Here is a 23,409-nt window from a genome sequence, read left to right as displayed (position 1 = left end):
CGCCCCTGTAGCACAGGAGCGGCGGCAGGCATATGGGCGCCGCGGCGCGCGCCGCCCCGCCATCATCCCGCGCGCCGCGCGCGGCGATTTCAACCTGGGCGCTCAATTGCGCTTCGCGCCCCATCGCATCGCGATCTAGAGTGAGAACGGGCGGACCGCCCGGCCCGAGGGCCGAGGCGACGCGTGGGGTCCCCGGGGGGCGGGCCGATGGCGCAGGCGGGGCAGGCGAGCGGCGGCGGTCGTGGACGAGGGCGCGCGGTGCCCGCCGGCGCCGTGCTGCCGCTGCCCGGCGCGGACCTGCTGCGCCCGGCGCCGGGACCGCTCGCGGGCCTGCTCGATGCGCTCGGCACGCGCGTCGCCAAGGACGCCGCGGCGGAGGCGCGCTCCGGCCGTCTGATCCTGTGGCTGCCGGCGGCGTTCGCGGCCGGCATCGTGCTCTATTTCGGCGCCGACCGGGAGCCCTCGCTGCTTGCCGTCGGCCTCCTGGTGGCGGCGCTCGCGGCCGGCGCCGCCGCCGCGCGGGCGCGCCCGGTCGCGCTCGCCGTGCTCCTGGCGCTGCTTTCGGCCGCGACGGGATTCGCCGTGGCGGGGCTGCGCACCGCGCTGGTGGCGCACGCGGTGGCGGCGCCGCCGGGCTTTCCGGTGCGGCTCTCCGGCCATGTGGAGCGGGTGGAGCGCCGGGCCAAGGGCGACCGCATCCTGCTGCGGCTCGACGGCGCCCCGGTGCGCGGCTTCGCGCACCCGCCGGATCTGGTGCGACTCACCTTGCGCAAGGGCTGGGCGCCGCCGGTGGGCACGCCGGTGACGCAGCTCGCCCAGCTCCTGCCGCCGCTCGGGCCGGCCATGCCGGGGGCCCATGATTTCGGCCGCGGCCCGTGGTTCGACGGCATCGGCGCGGTGGGCTACGGGCTCGGGCGGCCGAAGCCGGCGCCGGACCTCGGCGCGCCGCCCCTGTCGGTGCGCTTCGCCACCGCCGTCGACGCGGTGCGCCAGGCCCTGTCCGCCCGCATCCGCGCAGCGATCGGCGGCACGCCGGCGGCGATCGCCGTGGCGCTGGTGGCGGGCGACCGTTCCGCCATCCCCGACGCGGTGGAGGAGTGCATGCGGGTCTCGGGCCTCACCCACATCCTGTCCATCTCGGGCCTCCACATGGCCCTGGTGATGGGCACCCTGTTCACCGCCGCGCGGGCGCTGCTCGCTCTGGTGCCGGCGCTGGCGCTCGCCTGGCCCATCAAGTCGATCGCCGCCGCGGTCGCGCTCGCCGGCGGGGCGGGCTATCTCGTGCTCTCCGGCAACGACGTGCCGGCGCAGCGCTCGTTCGTGATGGCGGCGCTGGTGCTGGCGGGCGTCGCCGCCGGCCGGCCGGCGCTCACCTTGCGCACCGTGGCCGTGGCCGCGGTGGCGGTGCTGGCGCTCACCCCTGAGGCGGCGCTGGAGCCGGGCACCCAGATGTCGTTCGCCGCGACTTTGGCCCTGGTCGCGGCCTATGAGCAATTGCGCCCGCTGCGGGCGCTGCCGCGGCCGGACGGCGTCCTGGCGCGCGCCAGCCTCGCGCTCGCCCTGTTCTTCGGCGGCATCGCCCTGACCTCGCTGGTGGCCGGGCTCGCGACCGCGCCTTACGGCGCGTTCCACTTCCAGCGGCTCGCGCCCTACGGGCTGCTCGCCAACCTCGCCGCCATGCCGGCGGTCTCCCTGGTGGTGATGCCGGCGGGCCTTATCGGCGTGCTGCTCATGCCGTTCGGCTGGGACGCGCTGGCCTGGCCGGTGATGGGCGCCGGCATCGACGTGATGCTGGCGGTCTCCGATGCGGTGACCGCGCTGCCGGGGGCGGACCAGCGGGTCGGCGTGACGGGCGCGGCGAGCCTCGCCTGCGCCAGCCTTGCCTTGCTGTGCCTGTGCCTGCTGCGCGGCGTGCTGCGCGCGCTGGCGCTGGCGCCGCTGGCATTGGCGGTGATCGCGACGCCGGCGCCGCAGCGGCCGGAGATCCTGATCGCGCCCAATGGGGAAACGGTGGCGGTGCGCGGCGCCGACGGCCGCCTGTCCATCGTCGGCGCGCGCGCCCATCGGCTGGTGGCCGAGCAGTGGCTGACCCGCGAGGGCGACCGCCGGGCCGCCGACGACCCGGCGCTCGCCGCCGCCTTCGCCTGCGACCCTTCCGGCTGCGTCGCGCCGCTGCCGAGCGGCGGCACGCTCGCGGTCTCGCGCCGCGCCGAGGGCCTCGCCGCGGACTGCCTGTCGGCGCGCATCGTCGTCACGCGCGATCAGGCGCCGCTCGCCTGCCCGGCGCGGGTGATCACGCCGGCACTGCTGGAGCGCACGGGGACCCTCGCCTTTGTGGCCGAGGGCAAGGCGCGCAGCGCGGGGCTGAGGGCGCCGGGGGAGGGCGCCATCGCGCCCGCCGGCGACGGGACGCCCGGCTTGACCGGGGACGGCGCGCCGGGGGAGGGCGCGTCCGGGCGCCATTTGCTCGGGCAGGAGATGCTCGGGCAGGAGATGCTGGGGCAGGAGATGGTCTGGGAGGGCATGGCGCGCGGTGAAGCGGTGGCCGACGCGTCGACCGGCGCCGGGCGCCTGGTCGCGGATCCCACGGAGCGCGGGCCAACCGCCAATGCGGCCGCGCAGGCCGCGTCACCGAGCGGGGACGCCTTCGCGCCGCGCGGCTCGGGCGACCGCGGCGCCCTCGCCTGGGGCGGCCTCACGGCGATCCCCACCCGGCCCGCCTTCCGCCAGCGGCCGTGGATGCCGGTTCTGCCCGAACAACTGGAGGCACCGGGGCCGCTCGATCTGGAGGCCCTGGCCGCCGACGCCTCGGACCCGCGCTAGCGCAGGCCGCGCCGGGGGCGCTTCGAGGGCGCGCCGCCGAGGGCTCGCGCGCCGGGAAAATCCGTGCCGGCTGCGCGCGGCCGGCGCCGTCCAGCCCTCAGTAGCGCCGCATCAGGCCGATGAGGCGGCCCTGGATGCGCACCCGGTCGGGGCCGAAGATGCGGGTCTCATAGGCCGGGTTCGCCGCTTCCAGGGCGATGGAGGCGCCCTTCTTGCGCAGGCGCTTGAGGGTCGCCTCCTCCTCGTCCACCAGCGCCACCACGATGTCGCCCGTGTCGGCGCTGTCGCAGCGGCGGATCAGCACGGTGTCGCCGTCGAGGATGCCGGCCTCGATCATGCTGTCGCCGCGCACCTCGAGGGCGAAATGCTCGCCCGAGCCCAGCATTTCGGGGGGAATGTTCAAATTGTGGCTGCGCGACTGGATGGCGGAGATCGGCGATCCGGCGGCGATCCGGCCCATGACCGGCACGGCGACGCTCTGCCCGCCCTCCTCGTCCTCGGCCACGGGGCGCACCCGACCGAGGCTGCCTTCTATCACCGCGGGGGAGAAGCCGCGCCCGCTGCGCGCCGCCGCGAGCCCGGGCGCGACGCTGTCCGGCAGGCGCACCACCTCCAGGGCCCGGGCGCGGTTCGGCAGGCGGCGGATGAAGCCGCGCTCCTCCAGCGCCGTGATGAGCCGGTGGATGCCCGATTTGGAGCGCAGATCGAGCGCCTCCTTCATCTCGTCGAAGGAGGGGGGGACGCCGGTCTCCTTGAGCCGCTCGTGGATGAACCGAAGCAGGTCATATTGCTTGCGCGTCAGCATTCCTCGCCCCCGTGCCATTTGCCCGCCGCCGGTCAAGCCAGCACCCGCAGGGGCCGATCTTGGCCGTCCTGCGGGCCTCCGCCACCGCACCGGGGGCGGAGAAACAAATCATGAACAACCCTTATCTGTTCCTTTTGTGTTCCGCAAGTGGTGAAGATGGCGTAAAGCCGCCCGCGAATGCCAGCGCTTGCGCCTGGGGCCGGCGGATCCCGGCCTCAATCCTGGAACGGGATCACCTCGCAGGGCGCGCCGGCCTCGGCGGCGGGCGCGTCGGCGGGGCGGATCAGGAGCGCGTCGGCCGAAGCCAGCACCGAGAGCAGCGAGCTGTCCTGGACCGGCAGGGGGGTCGCGAGCAGCCCGCCGGCGCCGTCGGCGGCGAGCCGCGCGCGCATGAAGTCCATGCGCCAGTCATTGGCCGGCATGGCGCAGCCGAGCCGGGCCGGAAGCGTCCGGTAGGCCGGGCCCGTCTCGCCCTGGAGCGCGCGCAGCAGCGGCGTCAGGAACAGCAGCCCGCAGACCTGGGAGGACACCGGATTGCCCGGCAGGCCCAGCACCCGCAGGGCGCCGCGCCGGCCGAACATCAGCGGCTTGCCGGGCCGCAGCGCGATCTTGTGCACTTCGAGGTCCACCTGCTCGGCCTTCAGGGCCGGCGCCATGAGGTCGTGGTCGCCCACCGAGGCCCCGCCGGAGGAGACCAGCACGTCGGCCCCCTCATCCACGGCGCGGCGGATGGCGGCGCGGATGACGGAAAGGTCGTCCCCCACCACGCCGAGGTCGATCACCTCCGCCCCCGCCCCGCGGGCGATGGCGGCGAGGCCGAAGGCGTTCGACACCACGATCTCGGCGTCGGCGCCTGAGCCCTCGCCCGGCATCACCAGCTCGTCGCCGGTCTGCAGCAGCGCGACGCGCGGCCGGCGCGCCACCGGCACGCGGGCATGGTCCATGGCGGCGGCCAGCATCATGCCGCGCGCGGTGATGCGATGGCCGGCGGCAAGGCCCGGCGCGCCCTTGGCGAAGTCGCAGCCGGCCTTGCGCACGTTGCGCCGCGCCGCGGTGGGCGCGGTGGTGGTCATCACCGCGCCCTCGCGCGTGGTGTTCTCCTGGATCACCACCGTGTCGGCGCCCGCGGGCAGCACCGCGCCGGTGAAGATGCGCACGCATTCCCCCCGGCCCACGGCGCCCGTGAACGGACGCCCGGCGGCGGATTCGCCGATCACCGCGAGCCGCGCCGGGGTGTCGACGATGTCGGCGGCGCGCACCGCATAGCCGTCCATGGCCGACATGTCGGCCGGCGGCTGGGAGCGGTTGGCGATGAGGTCGCGGGCGAGCACGCGCCCGGCGGCGGCGGATACCGGCACCCATTCCTCGGCCAGCGCCTCCGTTGGGCCGGCGACGCGGCGCAGGGCCTCCTCGACGCTCATCAGTGCCATCAGCGTTCCTCGAACCTCAGAGCGGGGCGGCGCGGAAGGCGCCGCTGCGGCCGCCGGATTTCTCGATCAGCCGCACGCCGTCGATGCGCATGGCGCGGTCGACCGCCTTGGCCATGTCGTAGACCGTCAGCGCGGCCACCGACACCGCCGTGAGCGCCTCCATCTCCACCCCGGTCTGGCCGGTGGTCTTCACCCGCGCGGTGATGCGCAGGCCCGGCAAAGCGGGATCGGGCGCGATCTCCACCTCCACCTTGGAGAGCATCAGCGGGTGGCAGAGCGGGATCAGCTCGTGGGTGCGCTTGGCGGCCATGATGCCGGCGAGCCGCGCGGCGCCGAGCACGTCGCCTTTCTTCGCGTTGCCGGAGAGGATGAGCTCCAGCGTCTCGCGCGCCATGGCGATGGCCCCCTCGGCCACCGCCTCGCGATGGGTCACGGCCTTGTCCGAGACGTCCACCATGCGGGCGGCGCCCTGGGCGTCGAGATGGGTCAGCGCGGGCTCGGTCGGCTCGGTCATGGCGGTGCGGCGCGGTCCTCTGCCGCCGGGGGCGCGGAATCGCGACCGGCCGGCGCGCCGCAGTCTAGGCGCCCGCGCGCCGGCAGGATAGCAGCCGGGCGCGACCGGACCGCCGGAGCGGGGGCGGGGACGCCCACGACGGTCCGGCCGCGGCGCCGCCGCGGTCCGGCGGCTCAGCGCAGGCGGGTCCAGGTCTGCGTCTTGCAGAGCGGGGCCACCACGCAGCCGCGCAGCTTCAGGGTGTTGTCGCCGTCGAGGGTGAGCGAGCCGGAATAGGTCCGGCCGTCCTCGGCATTATAGATGCTGCCGCCGGACCATTCCTTCGGGCCGCCCGAAAAGCCGCTCATGATGGTGAGGTTCTTGAGCCCGCGCCCGCGCTGGCCGGCGTTGGAATTGTTCACGTCCTTGAGGTTCGGATCGGCCTTGAGCCCGTCCGAGGAGACCAGGCGGCCGCACAGAGCGGCGCCGCACCGGTAGATTTCCACCTGCCCGCCGCGCGAGGCGGTCTGCCACAGGCCGGTGGGCTCGGCGGCATGCGCGGCCGGGGACCCGAGCACAGCCGCCAGCGCTAGCGTGCCGAAAGACAGAGCGGACCAGATCGTTCGGGACCTGATAGGTCGCATGGGCATCCTCCCGGAGCATCCGGCCTCTGCGGGCCGGCTCGCCTATTAAGGAGGAAATTCACCTATACGGCAATATCACGCGCCAAGCAGGAGCGAGGTCGCGGAAGCGACATCGTCCTGCCGCATCAGGCTCTCGCCCACCAGGATGGTGCCGATGCCCGCCGCCGCGAGCCGCGCCACGTCCTCGCGGGTGAAGATGCCGCTCTCGCCGATGACGATGCGGTCCTTGGGCACGCGCGGGGCGAGCGTCTCGCTGACCGAAAGGTCGGTCTCGAAGGTGCGCAGGTTGCGGTTGTTGATGCCGATGAGCCGGCAGGGCAGCCGCAACGCGCGTTCCAGCTCCGGCGCGTCGTGCACCTCGACGATGGCGTCCATGCCGAAGTCCGCCGCCGCCTGGGCGAGGTCGAGGGCGAGCGCGTCGTCCACCGCCGCCATGATGATGAGGATGCAGTCCGCGCCCCAGGCGCGCGCTTCGGCCACCTGGTAGGTGTCGTACATGAAGTCCTTGCGCAGCACCGGCAGGCGGGTGGCGGCGCGGGCCTCCTTGAGATAATCGGGCGCGCCCTGGAAGGACGGCGTGTCGGTGAGCACCGAGAGGCAGGCGGCGCCGCCCAGCTGGTAGGCGCGGGCCAGGCTCGGCGGGTCGAAGTCGGGGCGGATCAGGCCCTTGGAGGGGCTCGCCTTCTTGATCTCGGCGATGAGCGCGGTGCGGCCTTCCGCGAGCGTCGCCGCGAGCGCGCCGGCGAACGGGCGGACATGGGACGCGCTCTTCGCCGCCGCCTCGATCTCCGCCAGCGGCCGGGCGCGCTTGGCGCAGGCGATCTCCTGGCGCTTGTAGGCCTCGATGCGGGTGAGGATGTCGCTCATCGGCCGGCCTCCGGGGAAAGCGCTGAGGAGACCGCCACCAGCCGGTCGAGCCGGGCCTTGGCGGCGCCCTGGTCGAGGCTGGCGCGGGCGAGTTCGACGCCCTGCTTCAGGCTTTCGGCGCGGCCGGCCACGAACAGCGCCGCGGCGGCGTTGAACAACGCCACGTCGCGGTAGGCGCCTTCGGCCCCGTCGAGCACCGCGCGCAGGGCCGCGGCATTGTGCGCGGCATCGCCGCCCTTTAGCGCCTGCGGCGGCGCGCGGGTGAGGCCGACGTCCTCGGGGGCGATCTCGAAGGTGCGGATGCGCCCGTCCTCCAGCGCCGCCACGTCGGTCGAGCCGGAGATGGTGATCTCGTCCAGCCCGTCGGAGCCGTGCACCACGAAGGCGCGCTCCGAGCCGAGCTCCCTGAGCACCTCGGCGAGCGGCACGATCCAGGATTTCGCGAACACCCCCACCATCTGGCGCCGGACGCCGGCCGGGTTCGAGAGCGGGCCGAGCAGGTTGAAGATGGTGCGCGTGCCCATCTCCACCCGCGCCGGGCCCACATGCTTCATGGCCGGGTGGTGGGAGGGGGCGAACATGAAGCCGATGCCGGCTTCCGCGATGCAGCGCGCGATGCCCTCGGGCGCAAGATCGAGGCGCACGCCGAGCGCGGCCAGCACGTCCGCCGCGCCCGACTTCGAGGACAGAGCGCGGTTGCCGTGCTTGGCCACCGGCACGCCGGCGCCGGCGACGATGAACGAGGCGCAGGTGGAGATGTTGTAGGAGCTCGACGCATCGCCCCCCGTGCCCACCACGTCCACCGCGCCTTCGGGCGCCGTCACGGGCAGCATCTTGGCGCGCATCACCGAGACCGCGCCGGTGATCTCGTCCACCGTCTCGCCCCGCACCCGAAGGCCCATCAGCAGGGCCCCCACCTGCGCCGGGGTGGCCTCGCCCGACATCATCTTGTCGAACACGTAGGACGCCTCCGCGCGCGACAGGCTGGTGCCGGTCGCGACCTTGCCGAGCAGGGGTTTGAACTGGTCCATGGCGGGTCCTCGGCTCCTGTCTCGTTCCAAGCGGGCGTCGCGGCGCTCAGCCCCTGCTCAGCCTTTGGCCTTGCGCGCGTTGAAATCGGCGGCGAGGTCGAGGAAGTTCTTGATCAGCGCGTGCCCGTTCTCCGAGGCGATGCTCTCGGGATGGAACTGCACGCCGTGGATCGGCAGCCGCCGGTGGGCGAGGCCCATGATCAGGCCGTCGGCGGTCTCGGCGGTCACCTCGAGCGCCTGCGGCAGGCTCTCGCGCTCGACGATCAGGGAATGGTAGCGCGTCGCCTGGAAGGCGCGGTTGAGCCCGCGGAACACGCTTTTTCCCTCGTGGTGGATCTCGCTCATCTTGCCGTGCATGGGGGTGGGCGCGCGCACCACGTCGCCGCCGAACACCTGGCCGATCGCCTGGTGGCCGAGGCACACGCCGAAGATCGGCACCGTGTCGCCGGCCTTGGCGATGAGGTCGAGGCAGATGCCCGCCTCGTTGGGGGTGCAGGGCCCGGGCGAGAGCACGATGGCGTCCGGCTGTTCCGCCAGCACGTCGGCCACCGTCACGGCGTCGTTGCGGTGGACGGTCACCTTGGCGCCCAGCTCGCCGAGATAGTGGACGAGGTTGTAGGTGAAGCTGTCGTAATTATCGATCAGCGTGACGGTGGGGGACTGGGTGGCGGACATCTGGAACTCCGAGCCCCGCGTGCCGCTGTCTTGCGGGAATTGCGGGTGTTACGGCGAGGACGGGTGCGGGGTCAACCGAGCCGGCCAAGGCGGCGCGCGCGTTTCGCCTCCGGCCTTGCCGGAGAGAGCCGGGGGCTCTGCCCGCCGTCGCCCTCCGGCTTGACCGGAGGGCCCATGCGGCGGGCCGAGCGGCGCCCCGGCGATGGATCCTCCGGTCAAGCCGGAGGATGACGGCGCAGGGGTGGCGGCACCGATCCGGTTGCGCGCCCTAACCGCCGCCCTCTCCTCCACGGGGTGAGGCAGCCAGCTGCTCGCGCCTCACCATCGCTCGCGTTGCGTCATCTCCATCCCCCTCACTGCCCCCTCTTGGCGCGCGCGGCGAAGCGCACCGCCTCCTCGCCGGCGCGGAACAGAGCCTTGGCCTTGTTCACGCATTCGAGCTGCTCGCTCTGCGGCACGCTGTCATAGACGATGCCGGCGCCGGCCTGGACGTACATGCGCCCGTCCTTGACGATGGCGGTGCGCAGCACGATGCAGGTGTCCATCTCGCCATTGGCGCCGAAATAGCCGATGGCGCCGGCATAGATGCCGCGCTTGTCCTTCTCCAGCTCGTCGATGATCTCCATGGCGCGCACCTTCGGCGCGCCGGAGACCGTGCCGGCCGGAAAGCCCGCCGCGAGCGCGTCGATGGCGTCGAAGCGCGGGTCGACCGCGCCCTCGACGTTCGAGACGATGTGCATCACATGGCTGTAGCGCTCGATGGAGAAGCTGTCGGTCACCTTCACCGTGCCGGTCTGCGCCACCCGGCCCACGTCGTTGCGGCCGAGGTCCAGCAGCATCAAATGCTCGGCGCGCTCCTTGGCGTCGGCGAGCAGCTCGGCCGCCAGCGCCTCGTCCTCGGCGTGGCTGGCGCCGCGCCGGCGCGTGCCGGCGATCGGGCGGATGGTCACCACCCCGCCGCGCAGCCGCACCAGGATCTCGGGCGAGGAGCACACCACCGAGAAACCGTCGAAGTTGAGATAGACCAAGAACGGCGCCGGGTTGACGCGCCTGAGCGCCCGGTAGAGCGCGAACGGGGGCAGCGCGAACGGGCTCTCGAAGCGCTGGGACAGCACCACCTGGAAGATGTCGCCGGCGCGGATATAGTCCTTGGCCTGCTCCACCATGGCGCAGAACTCGGCGTCCGAGGTGTTGGAGGTCGCCGCCACCTCGCCGTGGAACGGATCCGGGGCGGGGTGGGCGATGGCGCGCTCGAGGCCGGCGACCACCTGCTCCAGCCGGTCGAGCGCCGCCTCCCACGCCGCCTGCGGCGTCACGCCCGGCGCCGGGCGCACCGGGGTGACGGCGGTGAGCTCGTCCTTCACCGCGTCGAATACGATCATGATGGTCGGGCGGATCAGGAGCGCCTCGGGCACGCCGATGGGATCGGGCTTCGCCGGGGCGAGCGTCTCCATCTGGCGCACCATGTCGTAGCCGAGATAGCCGAACACGCCCGCCGCCATGGGCGGGGCGCCCGGCGGCAAGTCGATGGCGGATTCGGCGATCAGCGCGCGCAGCGCCTCCAGCGGCTTGCCGGGGCAGGACACGAACGCCGCCGTGTCGGCGTCGGGCGTGCGGTTGATCTCGGCGGTGTCGCCCGAGGCGCGGAAGATCAGGTCCGGCTTCAGGCCGATCATGGAATAGCGCCCGCGGGTCTGCCCGCCCTCGACCGATTCGAGCAGGAACGCGTTGGGCTGATCGCCGGCGATCTTGAGAAAGGCGGAGACCGGGGTCTCGAGGTCGGCGACCAAAGTGGTCGAGACCACCTGGGCGTCGCCCTTGAGGTAGCGGCGGGCGAACCGCTCGAAGTCGGTGGGGGCGTTCATGGCGGGCTCAGCTTCCCGCCCCGGCGCCCACCGACTGGGAGAGCACACGCTGGTTGACGGTCACGCCGAATTGCTGCTGGAGCGCGCCGAGATACTGCACCAGCAGGTCGTTCTCCATCTGCGCCGAGAGCTGCGCGGCGATCTGCTGGTCCTGCGGGCCCTCCGGCGGCACGGTGATCTTGCTGACCTGGAACACCACCCGGTCCGGCGCTTCGGCCGCGGGCGCCAGGCCGACGCCGCCATCCTTGGCGCTGAACACCTCGGTGATCGCCTCCACCGAGAAGGGCGGCGTGGCGCGGCCGCGCCGCAGGCCCTCGGCGACCTTCAAGGGCAGATCGGCGCCGCCCGCCACCTGGGCCAGCAGGGTGCCGGCCTTGGCCTGGTCGAACAGGGCCTGCGCCTTGGCCTCCACCGCCTTGGCGAGCGCCTCCTGCTTGAAGCGCGCCTCCACCTCGGCGCGCGCCTCCTCGAAGGTGCGGTCCCGGGCGGGGATCACGGCATCGGTCTGGAACCAGACGAAGCCGCCATTGCCCGGCAGCTGGATGGTGTCGGTCTCGACCCCGACCGGGGCCGCGAACGCGCCGGACACCACCTCGGCGCGGCCGGGAATCTCCACCGGATTGCCGGCGGGATCGCGCCCCGAGCGATCCACGGCGTCGATCACGGAGAGGGGCAGCGACAGCTTCTTGGCGATTTCGCCCAGCGTCGAGCCGGAGGCGCGCTCGTCCTCCACCGCGTCGTGCTGGTCGAGCAGCTCGCGCCGCGCCTTGGCAAGCGCCAGCTCGGTCTCGATCTCGCTCTTGACCTCGTCGAACGGCTTGCGGCTCGCCGGCTCGGCGCGCGGCACGTTGACGAGGGCGAAGCCGAAGCGCCCCTCGATCGGTGCGCTGGTGCCGCCCGGCACGATCAGGAACGCCACCTCGGCGATCTTGGGATCGAGGATCGCCGACTTCGCCACCAAACCGAGGTCGGTGTCCGTCGGCTTCAGGCCGCGCGCGGCGGCGATGTCGTCGAAGCTCGCCCCGGCCTTGATCTTGTCCGAGGCGGCCGCGGCGTCCTCCGGCGTCGGGAAGACGATCTGGCGCACCTCGCGCCGCTCGGGGGTGCCGAAGCTCACCTGCTCGCGGTCATAGAAGGCGCGGGCGTCCTCCGCGCTCACCGCGACATGGGCGGCGAGCGCCTCCGGGGTCAGCGCCAGCACCGAGACCTTGCGGTATTCCGGCGCGCGGAAGGTGATCTTGTGGGCGTCGTAGAAGGCGCGCAGCTGGTCCTCGGTGGGGGCGGGCTGCTCGCCCGCCGCTTCCGCCGTGACGAGGATGTAGGTGGCGTCCCGCGCCTCGCTCTCATAGCGGTGCACCGCGTCCACCAGCACCGCGGGCACGGCAAGGCCGGTGCCGAGCGACTGGATCATCTGGTCGCGCAGCATGCGCGCGCGCTCCAGCTGGACGAAGCGCGCCTCGGTGAGGCTGTTCTGGCGCAGCAGCTGGTTGAAGTAAGCGGGATCGAACGCCGCGGCGCCGGGCCGGCGATAGGCCGGGTTGGCGGCAATGGCATCGGCCACCTGCGCGTTGCTCACCGCGAGGCCGAGGCGCTTGCCTTCCGCCTCCAGCGTGGCGTCGGCGATCATCTGGTTCAGCACCTGGCGGTCGACGCCAAGCGCGCGCGCCTGCTCGGGCGACAGGCCCCGCCCGGTGCGGCGGCCGATCTGCTGGACCTGCTCCAGATAGCGCGCGCGGAACTCGTTCGCCGAGATGTCCGTGCCGCCGACGCTCGCCACCGAGCTGGCGCCGAAGCCGCGGAACACGTCGGCGATGCCCCAGACCAGAAAGGAGAGCGTGAGCACCACGAGGAAGATCTTGGCGATCCAACCGGAAGCGCCCTTGCGGAGAGTCTGAAGTGCCATCGTCCATTCTTTGAATGCGCGCGCCGGGAGCCCGGCGCTCAAGGCCGCGCATCATAAGGATGGGGTCGGGTGCCCGCAACGGCGCGCCGCCCGCCGATCGGCGCGCTGCCCGCCGGCGGCCGCCGCGCCACCCGGAATCGCGGCGCGCGCCGGAAAATCCAATGGGAACACGGACGAAAGGGCGCTTGGCGCGCCGCGCGCCGCTCTGCTAGGTGACGGGAGGACACGTATTTCGGAGGACCTTGATGCCCGCGCCCCGCCGCCCTTTGATCGCCGGCAACTGGAAGATGAACGGGCTCAAGGCCTCGGCCGGCGAGCTGCGGGCGATCGCGGAGGGCTATGACGCGGCATTGCAGGCGCGCCTCGATCTGCTGGTCTGCCCGCCGGCGACGCTGCTGGCCGCCTTCGCCGCTTTGGTGGGCGAGCGCGCCGTGATGTTGGGCGGGCAGGACTGCCATCCGCTCGCCGCGGGCGCCCATACCGGCGACATTTCCGCCGAGATGCTTGAGGACGCCGGCGCGCAAGCGGTGATCGTCGGCCATTCCGAGCGCCGCGCCGACCACGCCGAGGCCGACGCCGTGGTGATGGCCAAGGCCAAGGCCGCCTGGCGCGCCGGCCTTTTGGCGATCGTCTGCGTCGGCGAGAGCCTCGGCGAGCGCGAGGCGGGCGACGCCGGCGCGGTGGTGACGCGCCAGGCGCGCCAGTCGATTCCCGAGGGCGCGACCGCGGCAAACCTCGTGGTGGCCTACGAGCCGATCTGGGCCATCGGCTCCGGCCGCACGCCGACCACCGACGACGTCGCGCAGATCCATGCCACGCTGCGCCGCGTCCTGATCGAGCGATTCGGCGCCGAAGGGGAGGCGATGCGCATCCTCTATGGCGGCTCGGTGAAGCCCGGCAATGCCGCGGCGCTGCTGGCGACGCCCGACGTGGACGGCGCGCTGGTGGGCGGGGCGAGCCTGAAGGCGGCGGACTTCCTCGCCATCGCCCGCGCCGCGCCTTAGCCGCCGCGCCGCCGGAGCGCGGGCACGCCGCCGGAGCGGGCGCCGCGCGCCCGCCGGCCTCAGAACGACACGAGGCCGATCAGCTGCCGGATGAGGCTCAGCTCCTCGCCGCTGGTGGGCGTGGTCTGCGACACGAAGTCGAACACCTTGCCGTCCTTCAGGCCGTATTGGGCGATGCGGGTGACGCGCCGGTTCTTGTCGAAATAGACGGCGAGCACCTTCTGGTCGACCACCTCGGGCTTGAGAAAGGCCACCTTCTTGGTGGTCTGGGAGATGTAGTAGAACACCTCGCCGTTGACGGTGGCGACCGTCGAGGGCGTGCCGAGCACGAGCAGCACCTGCTCCTGGCTCGACCCGACGGGGATCTGTTCCAGCGCGCCGTCGGCGAGGACATAGCCGCGCTGATAGGTGCGGGTGATGCCCGAGATGGACGTGCCGGCGCCGGTATTGCCGCAGCCGGAGAGCACGGCCAGCCCCAGCATCAGCGCCGCGCCGCGGCTCCAGCGCCGCGCCCTTGGCACGCCGCCGTTTCGCCAATCCGCCGCCGCCGCCTTCGCCTGAGAGCCCACCTTCATCCCCTTCGATCCTCCCCGAATTCCAGGCCGGCCGAGGCCCGCCGGCCTTGCGCGGGCCCTGCGACCGCGCTACGCCGCTCGGCCAGAGGTGCGTACACCACTAATCCTGACCGACCCTTAAGAGCAATGTTCAACCTGTTCCGCCCCGCCGCGACCCGGCGCACCATCGAGCGCCTCTACGGCGGGATCGTGGCGCAGTCGCGGCATCCCCACTTCTACGCCACCCTCGGCGTGCCCGACACGCACGAGGGGCGCTTCGAGATGGTGGTGCTGCATACCGCGCTCGTCTGCCGCCGCCTCAAGGACGGCGGCGCGTCCGAGCGCGCCTTGTCCCAGGACGTGTTCGACGCGTTCGTCGCCGACATGGACCGCACCCTGCGCGAGATGGGCGTGGGCGATCTCTCGGTGCCGAAGAAGATGAAGAAGATCGGCGCCGCCTTCTACGGCCGCGCCACCGCTTATGACGCCGCGCTCCGCGCGGCCGGCGACGACGCCCTTGCCGCCGCGCTCGCGCGCAATATCCTGGACCGGACGGCGCAGGACGACCCGGTCCCCGAGCGCGCGCTCGCCGGCTATGTGCGACGGGCGACCGCAGCCCTGGACCGCGCGCCCTGGGATGTCCTGGCGCGGGGCGCATTCGCCTTTCCCGCGCCGGACGCATCGGAGGATCTTTAGATGCCGGACAGCTCTTCCGCCTCCGGGCCGCTCGCTTGCGCCGTCCCGGTGGCCGATCTTCCCGCCTCCGGGCTCGAGGTGACGCTGGAGCCGGGCGAGGCCGAGCGCGCCGCGCTGGCCCGCCACGTGGGCGCGCTGGCGCTGCCGAGCTTCACGGCGGTGCTGCGCCTCGCGCCGGAGAAGGGGGAGGGGGTGCACGTCACCGGCCGCGTCGAGGCCGTGGTGCGCCAGGCCTGCGTGGTGACGCTGGAGCCGTTCGACGCCCCGCTCGTCGAGCCGGTCGACGTGCATTTCGTGCCCGCCGGGACGCCCGTCCCGGAGGAGGCGGAGGGGGAGGGGGAGCTGCGCGACCCGCCGGACGAGATCGCCGATGGCGCCATCGACGTGGGCGCGCTGGCCGGCGAGTTCCTGGCCCTCGGCATCGATCCCTATCCGCGCAAGCCCGGCGCCGTGTTCGAGCCGCCGGCCGAGCCCGCGGCCGCCGATTCGCCATTCGCGGCGCTTGCGCGCCTCAAGGATCGCTCGTGACGCGCGCAAGGTGTTGCGAAGAGGCATCAAGCCGCTATTGTCCGCGCGCCCGAACGCTGGCCATGGCGCGGTCGCCGGCCCCGCTTGCGGGTGGCGCGGCGCTTCGCCCATCCCGGTCTCGCGGGCACCGCGCGCGGTGAGCGCGCATCCATTTCGCGCCGGGGCGACATCGCCGCCGGTTTCATCGTCCCACGGCCAGAGCCTGCCGGAAGCGCCGCATTCATGAGCCAAGTCGTCCGCATCGCCATCGACGCCATGGGCGGCGACCATGGTCCCGGGACCGTTCTGGCCGGGGCGGAAATCGCGCGCGGCCGGCACCCCGACGCCGGCTTCATCCTCTATGGCGACGAGGCGCTGATCGCCGCCGCCCTCAAGGCCCACCCCAAGCTCGCGGCGGCGTCCCGCATCGTCCATACCGACGTGGTGGTGGGCATGGACGACAAGCCCAGCATCGCTTTGCGGCGCGGGCGCTACAAATCCTCCATGTGGCGCGCCATCGACGCGGTGAAGCACAAGGAGGCGCACGCCGCGGTCTCCGCCGGCAACACCGGCGCGTTGATGGCCATGGCCAATTTCAACCTGCGCACGATGCCCGGCATCTCGCGGCCGGCGATCGCCGCGCTGTGGCCGACGCTGCGCGGCGAGACCGTGGTGCTGGACGTGGGCGCCTCCATCGGCGCCACCGCCAAGAGCCTGGTGGAGATGGCGCTCATGGGCTCGGCCATGGCGCGGGTGCTGTTCGACGTCGACAACCCCACGGTCGGCCTCCTCAATGTGGGCGTCGAGGAGATCAAGGGCGTCGAGGAGGTGCGCGAGGCCGCGCGCATCCTCAAGGACGAGCACCTGCCGGTGAACTATCACGGCTTCGTCGAGGGCAACGACATCGGCGCCGGCACCGTGGACGTGGTGGTGACCGAGGGCTTCGCCGGCAACATCGCGCTCAAGACCGCCGAGGGCACGGCCAAGCAGCTGGCCGGCTACCTGCGCGCCGCCATGGGGCGCACGCTCCGGGCAAAGCTCGGCTATCTCCTGGCGCGCGACGCCTTCCAGGTGCTGAAGGAGAAGATGGACCCCGGCCGCTCCAACGGCGGCGTGTTCCTCGGCCTCAACGGCCTCGTCATCAAGAGCCATGGCGGCGCGGACGCGCAGGGCTTCGCCTCCGCCGTCGACCTGGCCTACGACCTCGTGCGCCACGAGCTTCTGGCGCGCATCGAGAACAACCTCGTCAACCGCCTTGCGCCGGCAATGCCGGGCGAGGCGTCCGAACCTGCCGAGGCGGAAGGACAATCGTGAGCGGCATCAGGTCCGTGGCCCGGGGTATCGGGTCCTATCTCCCCAGCACCGTGGTGACCAATGCGGATCTCGCCGCCCGCATCGACACCTCCGACGCCTGGATCGTGCAGCGCACCGGCATCCGCCAGCGGCACGTGGCGGCGCCGGGCGAGTTCACCTCGCACCTCGGCCTGAAGGCGGCCGAGCGCGCGCTGGCGGATTCCGGCCTGACGGCAGCGGACATCGACCTCATCGTGCTCGCCACCTCCACCCCGGACCAGACCTTTCCGGCCACCTCGGCCACCATCCAGGCCGAGCTCGGCATCACCCGCGGCGCGGCGTTCGACCTCCAGGCGGTGTGCTCCGGCTTCGTGTTCGCGCTCGCCACCGCCGACGCGCACCTGAAGACCGGCGCGTTCCAGCGCGCGCTGGTGATCGGCGCCGAGACCTTTTCGCGCATCCTCGACTGGGAGGACCGCGGCACCTGCGTGCTGTTCGGCGACGGCGCCGGCGCGGTGGTGCTGGAGGCGATGCCCGACGACCAGGCCGGGGGCAGGGGCCTGCTCACCACGCATTTGCGCACCGACGGGCGCCACCGCGCCAAGCTCTACGTGGATGGCGGCCCGTCGAGCACCGGCACGGTGGGGCACCTGCGCATGGAGGGGCGGGAGGTCTTCAAGCACGCGGTCGGCATGATCACCGACGTGATCGTCGACGCCTTCGCCGCCACCGGCGAGAGCGCGGACAGCATCGACTGGTTCGTGCCGCACCAGGCCAACCGCCGGATCATCGACGCCAGCGCCCAGAAGCTGGGCATCGCGCCCGAGAAGGTGGTGACCACCGTGGACCTCCACGGCAACACCTCGGCGGCGTCGATTCCGCTGGCGCTCGACGTCGCGGTGCGCGACGGGCGGGTGAAGAAGGGCGACCTGATCCTGCTCGAGGCCATGGGGGGTGGCTTCACATGGGGTTCGGCGCTGCTGCGTTGGTAGCCGGAGCCTTAATTGCGTTGACCTTCCTCGCCCCGCGCGGCTAGTTTGCGTGAGGACGCCCTTCCCCGAGCTTTGACCTCGGCCAAGGTCGTGCGGCTTGCTTTCCGTCATAAGGGTGAATCGTACCTGCTACACATGGAGGGGGAGAGGTCGAACCTTTGGCGTGTGCCGCTGGAGGGGGAAGGCGCTCTCTTTTGGGTCGGGGAGACAAATGGCTGGACGGACAGTGACGCGCGCAGATCTGTGTGAGGCGGTCTACCAGCAGGTCGGCCTCTCCCGTACGGAATCCGCGGCGCTGGTGGAGCTGGTGCTGCGCGAGATCGCCGAATGCCTGGTTCGCGGCGAGACCGTGAAGCTTTCCTCCTTCGGCTCGTTCGTGGTGCGCGACAAAGGCGAGCGGATCGGCCGCAATCCGAAGACCGGCGAAGAGGTGCCCATCGAGCCCCGCCGCGTCATGGTGTTCAAGCCCTCCAGCATCCTGAAGCACCGCATCAACGGCACGATGCCCGACGGTGCCGACGCCGACTGAGGGTTTCGGGTCCGCCGCGTCCCGCATGTTCCCGGCCCGGAGCGTTTGAAGCCCTGCGTGTGCCGACCGGCGAACGGCGAGGCATACAGGCCCGGCGCGTTGCTTTTCGCGCCCGTGCCCGGCCGCTATCATCGGTGCCACGGGGCCAGCGATTCGGCCGCCGTCCAGGGGGACGGCAGGCGGTGCGGTCCGGGACCGGAGGCGGCCCGGACCCGGTCATGGCCGGTGGCGGCGAGGTGGGAGGTCCAGTGGGCGACGCGCGCGACACCTCGAAGGCCCCGGACGCCTTCCGTACCATCAGCGAGGTCGCCGAGGACCTCGATTTGCCCCAGCACGTCCTGCGCTTCTGGGAGACGCGCTTCGCGCAGATCCGCCCCGTGAAGCGCGGCGGCGGCCGGCGCTTCTACCGTCCCGAGGACGTCGACCTGCTGCGCGGCATCCGCCACCTGCTCTATTCGGACGGCTACACCATCAAGGGCGTGCAGAAGATCCTCAAGGAGCACGGCGTGCGCCACGTGCAGGATCTCGGCGTCGAGCGCGACGTGGCGGTGATGCGCAGCGCGCGCGCGCCGGCCGGGGACGGCGTGACCTTCGGCGGGCTGCTCGGTCTGCTGCCGCGGCGCCGGCCGCGCCCCGGCGCGACGGACGAGCCCGTCGCCATGGAGGAGCTGCCGCTGCCCTTTCCCGATCCCGAGGCGGACCGGGAGAGCGGGCGCGAGACGGCCCCGCTCGATATTCCTCTGCGGCATCGCCCTTCGGCCGCCGCCCGCCCGCGTCCCGCGGACGGCGCCGAGGCGGCGCCGCGCCTCGATCCCTCGTTTGCCCCGCCGCGCGGGGCCGCCCGAAGCGCGCCGCGCCCTCCCGCCCCCGAGGCGCCGGCGCCGCAGCGGCCCACCCGCGGGCCGGCGGCCCGCATCGCCGCGCCGCAGGCGCCGGGGGAACCGCGCGCCGCGCCGCCCGAGACGTTCGAGGATCCGCTGCTGCCGTTCTTCGATGATGTGCCCTTGGCGCCGGGCGGGCTGTCCGAGCCGCTCGAGGCGCGCATCCGCCGCCTGAAGGGCGACATCGCCGCCGAGGCCGAAGGCCGGCGCATGCGCCCGCGGCCGGAGGAGGGGCCTCAGCGCCGCGGCCGGCCGCGCGCCGCGCCCGAGGCCGCGCCCCCCGAGGCGTTCGGCGCGGAATATCCCGGCCCCTATGCCCACGGACCGGAATATTTCGGCCGCGAGGCGTCCGGGCCGCCATATCCCGGCCGCGAGGATGCGCGGCCCGAGGATTTGCGGTCGGCCGCGTTCGGGCCCCAGCACCCCGCCCCCGGCAGCGATCCTGCGTTCGAGGACGAGCCTCTTGCCCGCCCGCGTCCCCGCCAGGCGCCGGCCGATCCCGACAGGGAGCCCCGCGCTCTGGCCGCCCGCCGCGCCGCGCCGGACCCGCGCATGTCCTGGCAGGACCTCGAAGCGCAGGACGGTGCGCCGCGCGGCGGGCCCAGCCGCCACGCCCAGCCGCCTGCGCACGACCCCCGGGCCCGCGATGCCCGGCACCGGGAGCGCGCGGAGTGGGACAGGCTGCCGACGCCGCCGGGTGCCGCCGCCCCGGGCGGCTTTGGCCCGGACATGGCGACCCCGGATCATGCCGTGCCCGGACGGCACGAGCGGCTTCCGCGCGATGCCGCCCCCTATCGCCCCGCGCGGCCGGGGGAGGCTTCCCGCGCCGAGCCGCGGCACGACGAGCCGTTCCGCGCCGAGCCTTTCCACGCGGAGCCCGTGCGCGCCGAACCTTGGGGACGCGCCCCGGCGGCGTCGCCGCTGCCGCGGGGCGGGAACGCGCCGCACTTCGAGCCGTCCGATCCGCTGGAGCGGCACGCGCCCCTCGCCCGTCCGCGCGCGCCGGACGAGGGCTTTCCCCCGGACGCCGGCGTCCCGGGGCGCTGGCCCGGCCGCATGGACGAGGAGACCACGCGCCCACGCCGCGTGGTTCCGAGATTCGGCCCGTTCGCCGGACCGGCGGAGGAGATCGAGGCGCCCGCCCCCTGGCCGCTTCCGCCGGCGCCGTGGCGCGGCCACGACCCGTTCGATGCGCCCGACGAGGAGAGCCACCACCGTCCGGGGCCGCCGGAGCCGCTGCGCCATGGACCGCCGGAGCAGTATCTGCCGCCGCATCTGCGCGCCGAGCCGCGCGTGACCGGCCAGCCGCCGGGCGCCGCGCCGGTGCTCTCGCGGGCGGACGTGCGCCGCCTGCAGGCGGCGCTCTACGAATTGTCGGAATGCCGCCGCCTGATGGGCGAGGCCATGGGCCGGGAGAAGGAGCGCGGCGCCACCGGGGCGTCCGGGCAGAGCGAGGCGCCGCCGGCCTGAGGCGCCGCCCCGCGTTCTTGCGCGGCATCCGACCCGCGCGGGGCACGGCTCTCATGGAAGCGCATCGCGTTTCCATGAGAGGGATTGCGCTCTAATTCCAACCAGGAGAACGCTAGCCGATCGCCGGCGACGGAGGCGATCGGCGCGCGCTTCAGTCGAGCACCGCGAGCTGCACCTTGGTGATCCCGTTCCCGGTGAAGCCGAGCTCGGAAGCGGCGGCGCGGGACACGTCGATGATGCGCCCGCGCACGAACGGGCCGCGGTCGTTGATCCGGACCACGACGCTGCGCCCATTGCGCAGGTTGGTCACACGCACCTTGGTGCCGAAGGGAAGGCTGCGGTGTGCTGCCGTCATGGCCGACGGGTTGAAGCGTTCACCGCTGGCCGTGCTCTGGCCCTGCCAATAATAAGAGGCGATGCCGGTATCGGCTCGGGCGGCGGTGGCCGACAGGAGCCCGCCGGACAGCGCCAAAGCGGACAGGGACAGGCACAGGCTCACGCGATTCTTCATGCGTTCAAGCTTCCGTGTTGTGGAGGGAAGGTGCCGAATGCCGGCCGAATGGGGCGTCAGTGTCCCCGTCCGACGGCGAAAATCTGGCGCGAGCGGCGCGGGCGCCACACTTTGGCCGCGCATGCCGAGCCGGGGCAGGACCCCGCGCGCGCCGCTTGCGGGCCGAGCCTGCGCGGCCGGCGAAGCCGGGCAGGGGCGCCGCCGCGATCTCCTGGGGAGGGCGCCGGCCGTGGGCGATTAAGGCTTGTCGGGCGAACGGCGATGGTCTAAGCCTCGCCACCGTGTCGGAGCGTAGCGCAGCCCGGTTAGCGCACTAGTCTGGGGGACTAGGGGTCGTGGGTTCAAATCCCGCCGCTCCGACCATTCTCCGGCTCCCCGCCCCCATCCCTGTCCCGGCATGGAACCACGGCTGCAGCCCGCGGGGTTCGCACCGCGGGCTTCGAACCACAACTGAACGCGGGCGCGCCATCGATCGCCGATGGCCGCTTCATCCCGTGCCCTGCCGCGACTATTCTGGCGCCGATGGGCGCGAGGACCCGTGCGCGATGGACGACCAGCAGGGGCGGGGGCCTCACCCCCAGGAGAGCGCGACCGAAAGCGCGGCGAAGGACGCGCGCCGGCGCCGCCGGCTCGTCCTCGCCATGGCGGCGGTGGCGGGCGCGCTCTCGCTGGGGTTCGCGCTGCTGCGCGGCTTCGGCTGAGCGCGCGCCCTTGAAGGGCGCGCGGGAATCGCCCACGCCTGCCCGCTGCGCCCGTTCGATTCCCTGATGAGGAGATGACCCGTCCATGCCGCCAGCATCATCGGCCTCCGCGTCGCCCGCCCCAAGCCTCACCTTCACCATCCTGGGCTGCGGCTCCTCGGGCGGCGTGCCGCGCGTGGGGCAGGGGTGGGGCGCGTGCGATCCCGCCGAGCCGCGCAACCGGCGCCGGCGCTGCTCGCTGCTGGTGGAGCGCCAGGGGGCGGAGGGCCGGACGACGGTGCTGGTGGACACCTCGCCGGACCTGCGCGAGCAGCTGCTCGACGAAGAGGTCACCGCGCTCGACGGCGTGCTCTTCACCCATGCCCATGCGGACCATACGCACGGCATCGACGATTTGCGCCCGCTCGCCATCCTGCACCGGCGGCGCATCGACGTGTGGACCGATGCGGAGACCTCGGCCGCGCTCCATGCCCGCTTCGGCTATTGCTTCGAGACCCCGCCGGGCGGGGCCTATCCGCCGATCCTCACCGAGCACCGGTTCCACGAAGGGCGGGAGATCGTCGTCGACGGGCCGGGCGGGCCGATCACCGCCTTGCCGTTCCGCCAAAGGCATGGCGACATCGACGCGTTCGGGTTCCGTTTCGGCGCCGTAGCTTATTCAAGTGATGTCAACGGTTTCCCAGACAACAGCCTGGATCGGCTTCATAATCTCGATTTGTGGATACTCGACGCGCTGCGCGAGACGCCTCATCCCTCGCACTTCACCGTCGCCGAGGCGCTGGACCATATCGCGCGCCTGAAGCCCAAACGGGCGATCCTGACCAACCTCCACACCGACCTCGATTATGCCCGGCTTACCGTGGCGCTGCCGGACGGCGTCGTGCCGGCTTTCGACCGCATGCGCTTCACCGCGCCGTGAGGCCAGATGCAGGCCGCGATGCTCCGAATGAACCTGAGTTGTTAATTCCACGCCATTCTATTCATTCAATAATTTTGTGAAGCTTGAGATCTGCTGCCGGTGCTGTCGACACCCGAGGAGCGCCTCGGGGGCCCGTCGCCGGGATCTCGGGTCGTAGTTTATGTTCCATAATATATCTTCTGCGCTTCGCGCATGGGCGCTCCGATCGGACGGGTCGACACCAACCGGATGGCGCTGACCCGCGCCGCGCCCCATCGCCTTGCAGCTCCCTCTCGCCCGGTGCCGCGGCGGGTGCCCAATTCGCCGATTTCGCCCGGCCGACGGCCGCTCAGGCGCCCGGCGCGCCCTCGGCGGCGGTGCGCACCGGCTTGAGGTCGACGAGCGGCGTGCCATTGCGGCAGTCGAGCCCGCGCACCGTCACCCGCGTGCCCTCCACCGCCACCAGGGCCGCCACCGAGGATGCGATGGGGTTCGGCCGCACCGGCGAGCGCAGCGCGAAGGTGCCGGCCGGCGCGCCGCCGCGCGGGATCTGCAGCACCAGATCCCGGCGCGCCTCGTCCATCCAATAGAGCACCTGGACATGGGCCAGACCGTCGAGCCCGGTCAGCGCCTCCGCCCAGCGCGGGTCGATATGGAGCGTGCAGAGCGGGCCCTCCACCAGGTCGCCGCGGCGCGGGCAGTCGCGGCGGGTCTGCCAGGGCGTCTCGATGCGGCCGATGAAATAGAGCCCGGCATCGAAGCGCTCCGGCAGCGCCACCGCCGTCTCGCCGGGACGGATCCCCGCCCCCGCCCCGTTCTCCACCGCAGACATGGGCC

Annotated in this window: 21 protein-coding genes, 1 tRNA gene and 1 pseudogene; 11 read left to right on the top strand and 12 right to left on the bottom strand. The window is 72.9% G+C overall.

The window, feature by feature from the left end; genetic code table 11:
- Positions 1-258: 258 nt before the first annotated feature.
- Positions 259-2,823: a ComEC/Rec2 family competence protein gene (locus ABLE88_RS00395; RefSeq protein ID WP_348829359.1), complete on the top strand. Its 2,565-nt coding sequence runs from the start codon at positions 259-261 to the stop codon at positions 2,821-2,823.
- Positions 2,824-2,920: 97 nt separating this feature from the next.
- Here the strand turns inward: ABLE88_RS00395 and lexA are convergent, their stop codons facing one another.
- The 9 genes from lexA to ABLE88_RS00350 form a co-directional block, all read right to left on the bottom strand.
- Complete coding sequence (gene lexA / locus ABLE88_RS00390; protein ID WP_348829358.1) at positions 2,921-3,628, bottom strand: transcriptional repressor LexA; 708 nt, start codon at positions 3,626-3,628, stop codon at positions 2,921-2,923.
- A gap of 215 nt (positions 3,629-3,843) precedes the next feature.
- Positions 3,844-5,058: a molybdopterin molybdotransferase MoeA gene (locus tag ABLE88_RS00385; RefSeq protein ID WP_348829356.1), complete on the bottom strand. Its 1,215-nt coding sequence runs from the start codon at positions 5,056-5,058 to the stop codon at positions 3,844-3,846.
- Positions 5,059-5,074: 16 nt separating this feature from the next.
- On the bottom strand, positions 5,075-5,572 hold the full coding sequence (gene moaC, locus ABLE88_RS00380; protein ID WP_348829355.1) for a cyclic pyranopterin monophosphate synthase MoaC: 498 nt from the start codon (positions 5,570-5,572) through the stop codon (positions 5,075-5,077).
- Positions 5,573-5,745: 173 nt separating this feature from the next.
- Positions 5,746-6,195, bottom strand: coding sequence for a DUF2147 domain-containing protein (locus ABLE88_RS00375; protein WP_348829354.1), 450 nt, complete (start codon positions 6,193-6,195; stop codon positions 5,746-5,748).
- A 75-nt stretch (positions 6,196-6,270) separates the two neighbouring features.
- Positions 6,271-7,062, bottom strand: a complete 792-nt coding sequence (trpC, locus tag ABLE88_RS00370; RefSeq protein ID WP_348829353.1) for an indole-3-glycerol phosphate synthase TrpC — start codon at positions 7,060-7,062, stop codon at positions 6,271-6,273.
- Positions 7,059-8,093 carry an anthranilate phosphoribosyltransferase gene (trpD, locus tag ABLE88_RS00365; RefSeq protein WP_348829352.1) on the bottom strand — a complete coding sequence of 345 codons (1,035 nt, stop codon included), beginning with the start codon at positions 8,091-8,093 and terminating at the stop codon, positions 7,059-7,061. Before trpD ends, trpC begins: the two co-directional genes overlap by 4 nt.
- A gap of 57 nt (positions 8,094-8,150) precedes the next feature.
- Entirely contained in the window at positions 8,151-8,768 is a 618-nt protein-coding gene (locus tag ABLE88_RS00360) for an anthranilate synthase component II (RefSeq protein ID WP_348829351.1), read from the bottom strand.
- Between the two features lie 353 nt (positions 8,769-9,121).
- Positions 9,122-10,633 (bottom strand): anthranilate synthase component I, encoded by a 1,512-nt coding sequence (gene trpE / locus ABLE88_RS00355; protein WP_348829350.1) that lies wholly within the window; start codon positions 10,631-10,633, stop codon positions 9,122-9,124.
- Positions 10,634-10,640: 7 nt separating this feature from the next.
- Positions 10,641-12,536 (bottom strand): peptidylprolyl isomerase, encoded by a 1,896-nt coding sequence (locus ABLE88_RS00350; RefSeq protein ID WP_348829348.1) that lies wholly within the window; start codon positions 12,534-12,536, stop codon positions 10,641-10,643.
- 245 nt (positions 12,537-12,781) lie between these two features.
- On the opposite strand from ABLE88_RS00350, the gene tpiA reads away from it, so the two are divergent.
- Positions 12,782-13,540, top strand: coding sequence for a triose-phosphate isomerase (gene tpiA / locus ABLE88_RS00345; RefSeq protein ID WP_348829347.1), 759 nt, complete (start codon positions 12,782-12,784; stop codon positions 13,538-13,540).
- Between the two features lie 59 nt (positions 13,541-13,599).
- Here tpiA and ABLE88_RS00340 read toward each other — a convergent pair whose 3' ends face one another.
- Positions 13,600-14,022: an outer membrane protein assembly factor BamE gene (locus tag ABLE88_RS00340; protein WP_348831046.1), complete on the bottom strand. Its 423-nt coding sequence runs from the start codon at positions 14,020-14,022 to the stop codon at positions 13,600-13,602.
- A gap of 219 nt (positions 14,023-14,241) precedes the next feature.
- Between ABLE88_RS00340 and ABLE88_RS00335 the strand changes: the two genes are divergently transcribed.
- From ABLE88_RS00335 to ABLE88_RS00310, 6 genes and pseudogenes are all read left to right on the top strand, one after another.
- Positions 14,242-14,790, top strand: coding sequence for a ubiquinol-cytochrome C chaperone family protein (locus ABLE88_RS00335; RefSeq protein WP_348829346.1), 549 nt, complete (start codon positions 14,242-14,244; stop codon positions 14,788-14,790).
- On the top strand, positions 14,791-15,318 hold the full coding sequence (locus ABLE88_RS00330) for a YceD family protein (protein WP_348829345.1): 528 nt from the start codon (positions 14,791-14,793) through the stop codon (positions 15,316-15,318). It abuts the gene before it with no gap.
- 222 nt (positions 15,319-15,540) lie between these two features.
- Positions 15,541-16,611 carry a phosphate acyltransferase PlsX gene (gene plsX / locus ABLE88_RS00325; RefSeq protein ID WP_348829344.1) on the top strand — a complete coding sequence of 357 codons (1,071 nt, stop codon included), beginning with the start codon at positions 15,541-15,543 and terminating at the stop codon, positions 16,609-16,611.
- On the top strand, positions 16,608-17,582 hold the full coding sequence (locus ABLE88_RS00320) for a beta-ketoacyl-ACP synthase III (RefSeq protein WP_348829342.1): 975 nt from the start codon (positions 16,608-16,610) through the stop codon (positions 17,580-17,582). Before plsX ends, ABLE88_RS00320 begins: the two co-directional genes overlap by 4 nt.
- A 211-nt stretch (positions 17,583-17,793) precedes the next feature.
- The gene (locus ABLE88_RS00315; RefSeq protein ID WP_348829341.1) at positions 17,794-18,111 is read left to right on the top strand and encodes an integration host factor subunit alpha; all 318 of its coding nucleotides are present in this window, start codon (positions 17,794-17,796) and stop codon (positions 18,109-18,111) included.
- Positions 18,112-18,329: 218 nt separating this feature from the next.
- Positions 18,330-18,638, top strand: a pseudogene (locus ABLE88_RS00310) (MerR family transcriptional regulator); the annotation flags it as partial.
- Between the two features lie 1,975 nt (positions 18,639-20,613).
- Here ABLE88_RS00310 and ABLE88_RS00305 read toward each other — a convergent pair.
- Complete coding sequence (locus ABLE88_RS00305; RefSeq protein WP_348829340.1) at positions 20,614-20,973, bottom strand: septal ring lytic transglycosylase RlpA family protein; 360 nt, start codon at positions 20,971-20,973, stop codon at positions 20,614-20,616.
- 285 nt (positions 20,974-21,258) lie between these two features.
- On the opposite strand from ABLE88_RS00305, the gene ABLE88_RS00300 reads away from it, so the two are divergent.
- From ABLE88_RS00300 to ABLE88_RS00290, 3 genes are all read left to right on the top strand, one after another.
- Positions 21,259-21,336, top strand: a tRNA-Pro gene (locus ABLE88_RS00300).
- A 182-nt stretch (positions 21,337-21,518) separates the two neighbouring features.
- Positions 21,519-21,674: a hypothetical protein gene (locus ABLE88_RS00295; protein WP_348829339.1), complete on the top strand. Its 156-nt coding sequence runs from the start codon at positions 21,519-21,521 to the stop codon at positions 21,672-21,674.
- Positions 21,675-21,759: 85 nt separating this feature from the next.
- Positions 21,760-22,593, top strand: coding sequence for an MBL fold metallo-hydrolase (locus ABLE88_RS00290; RefSeq protein WP_348829338.1), 834 nt, complete (start codon positions 21,760-21,762; stop codon positions 22,591-22,593).
- A 328-nt stretch (positions 22,594-22,921) separates the two neighbouring features.
- On the opposite strand, the gene ABLE88_RS00285 is transcribed toward ABLE88_RS00290, so the two are convergent.
- Positions 22,922-23,404 (bottom strand): SAM-dependent methyltransferase, encoded by a 483-nt coding sequence (locus ABLE88_RS00285; RefSeq protein WP_348829337.1) that lies wholly within the window; start codon positions 23,402-23,404, stop codon positions 22,922-22,924.
- Positions 23,405-23,409 lie beyond the last annotated feature (5 nt).

It is taken from the genome of Xanthobacter luteus (assembly GCF_040049235.1).
In the GTDB taxonomy this organism is placed as follows: domain Bacteria; phylum Pseudomonadota; class Alphaproteobacteria; order Rhizobiales; family Xanthobacteraceae; genus Xanthobacter.
The sequence above is the reverse complement of the archived record's forward strand: the minus strand, read 5'-3'. Positions and strand labels throughout refer to the sequence as shown.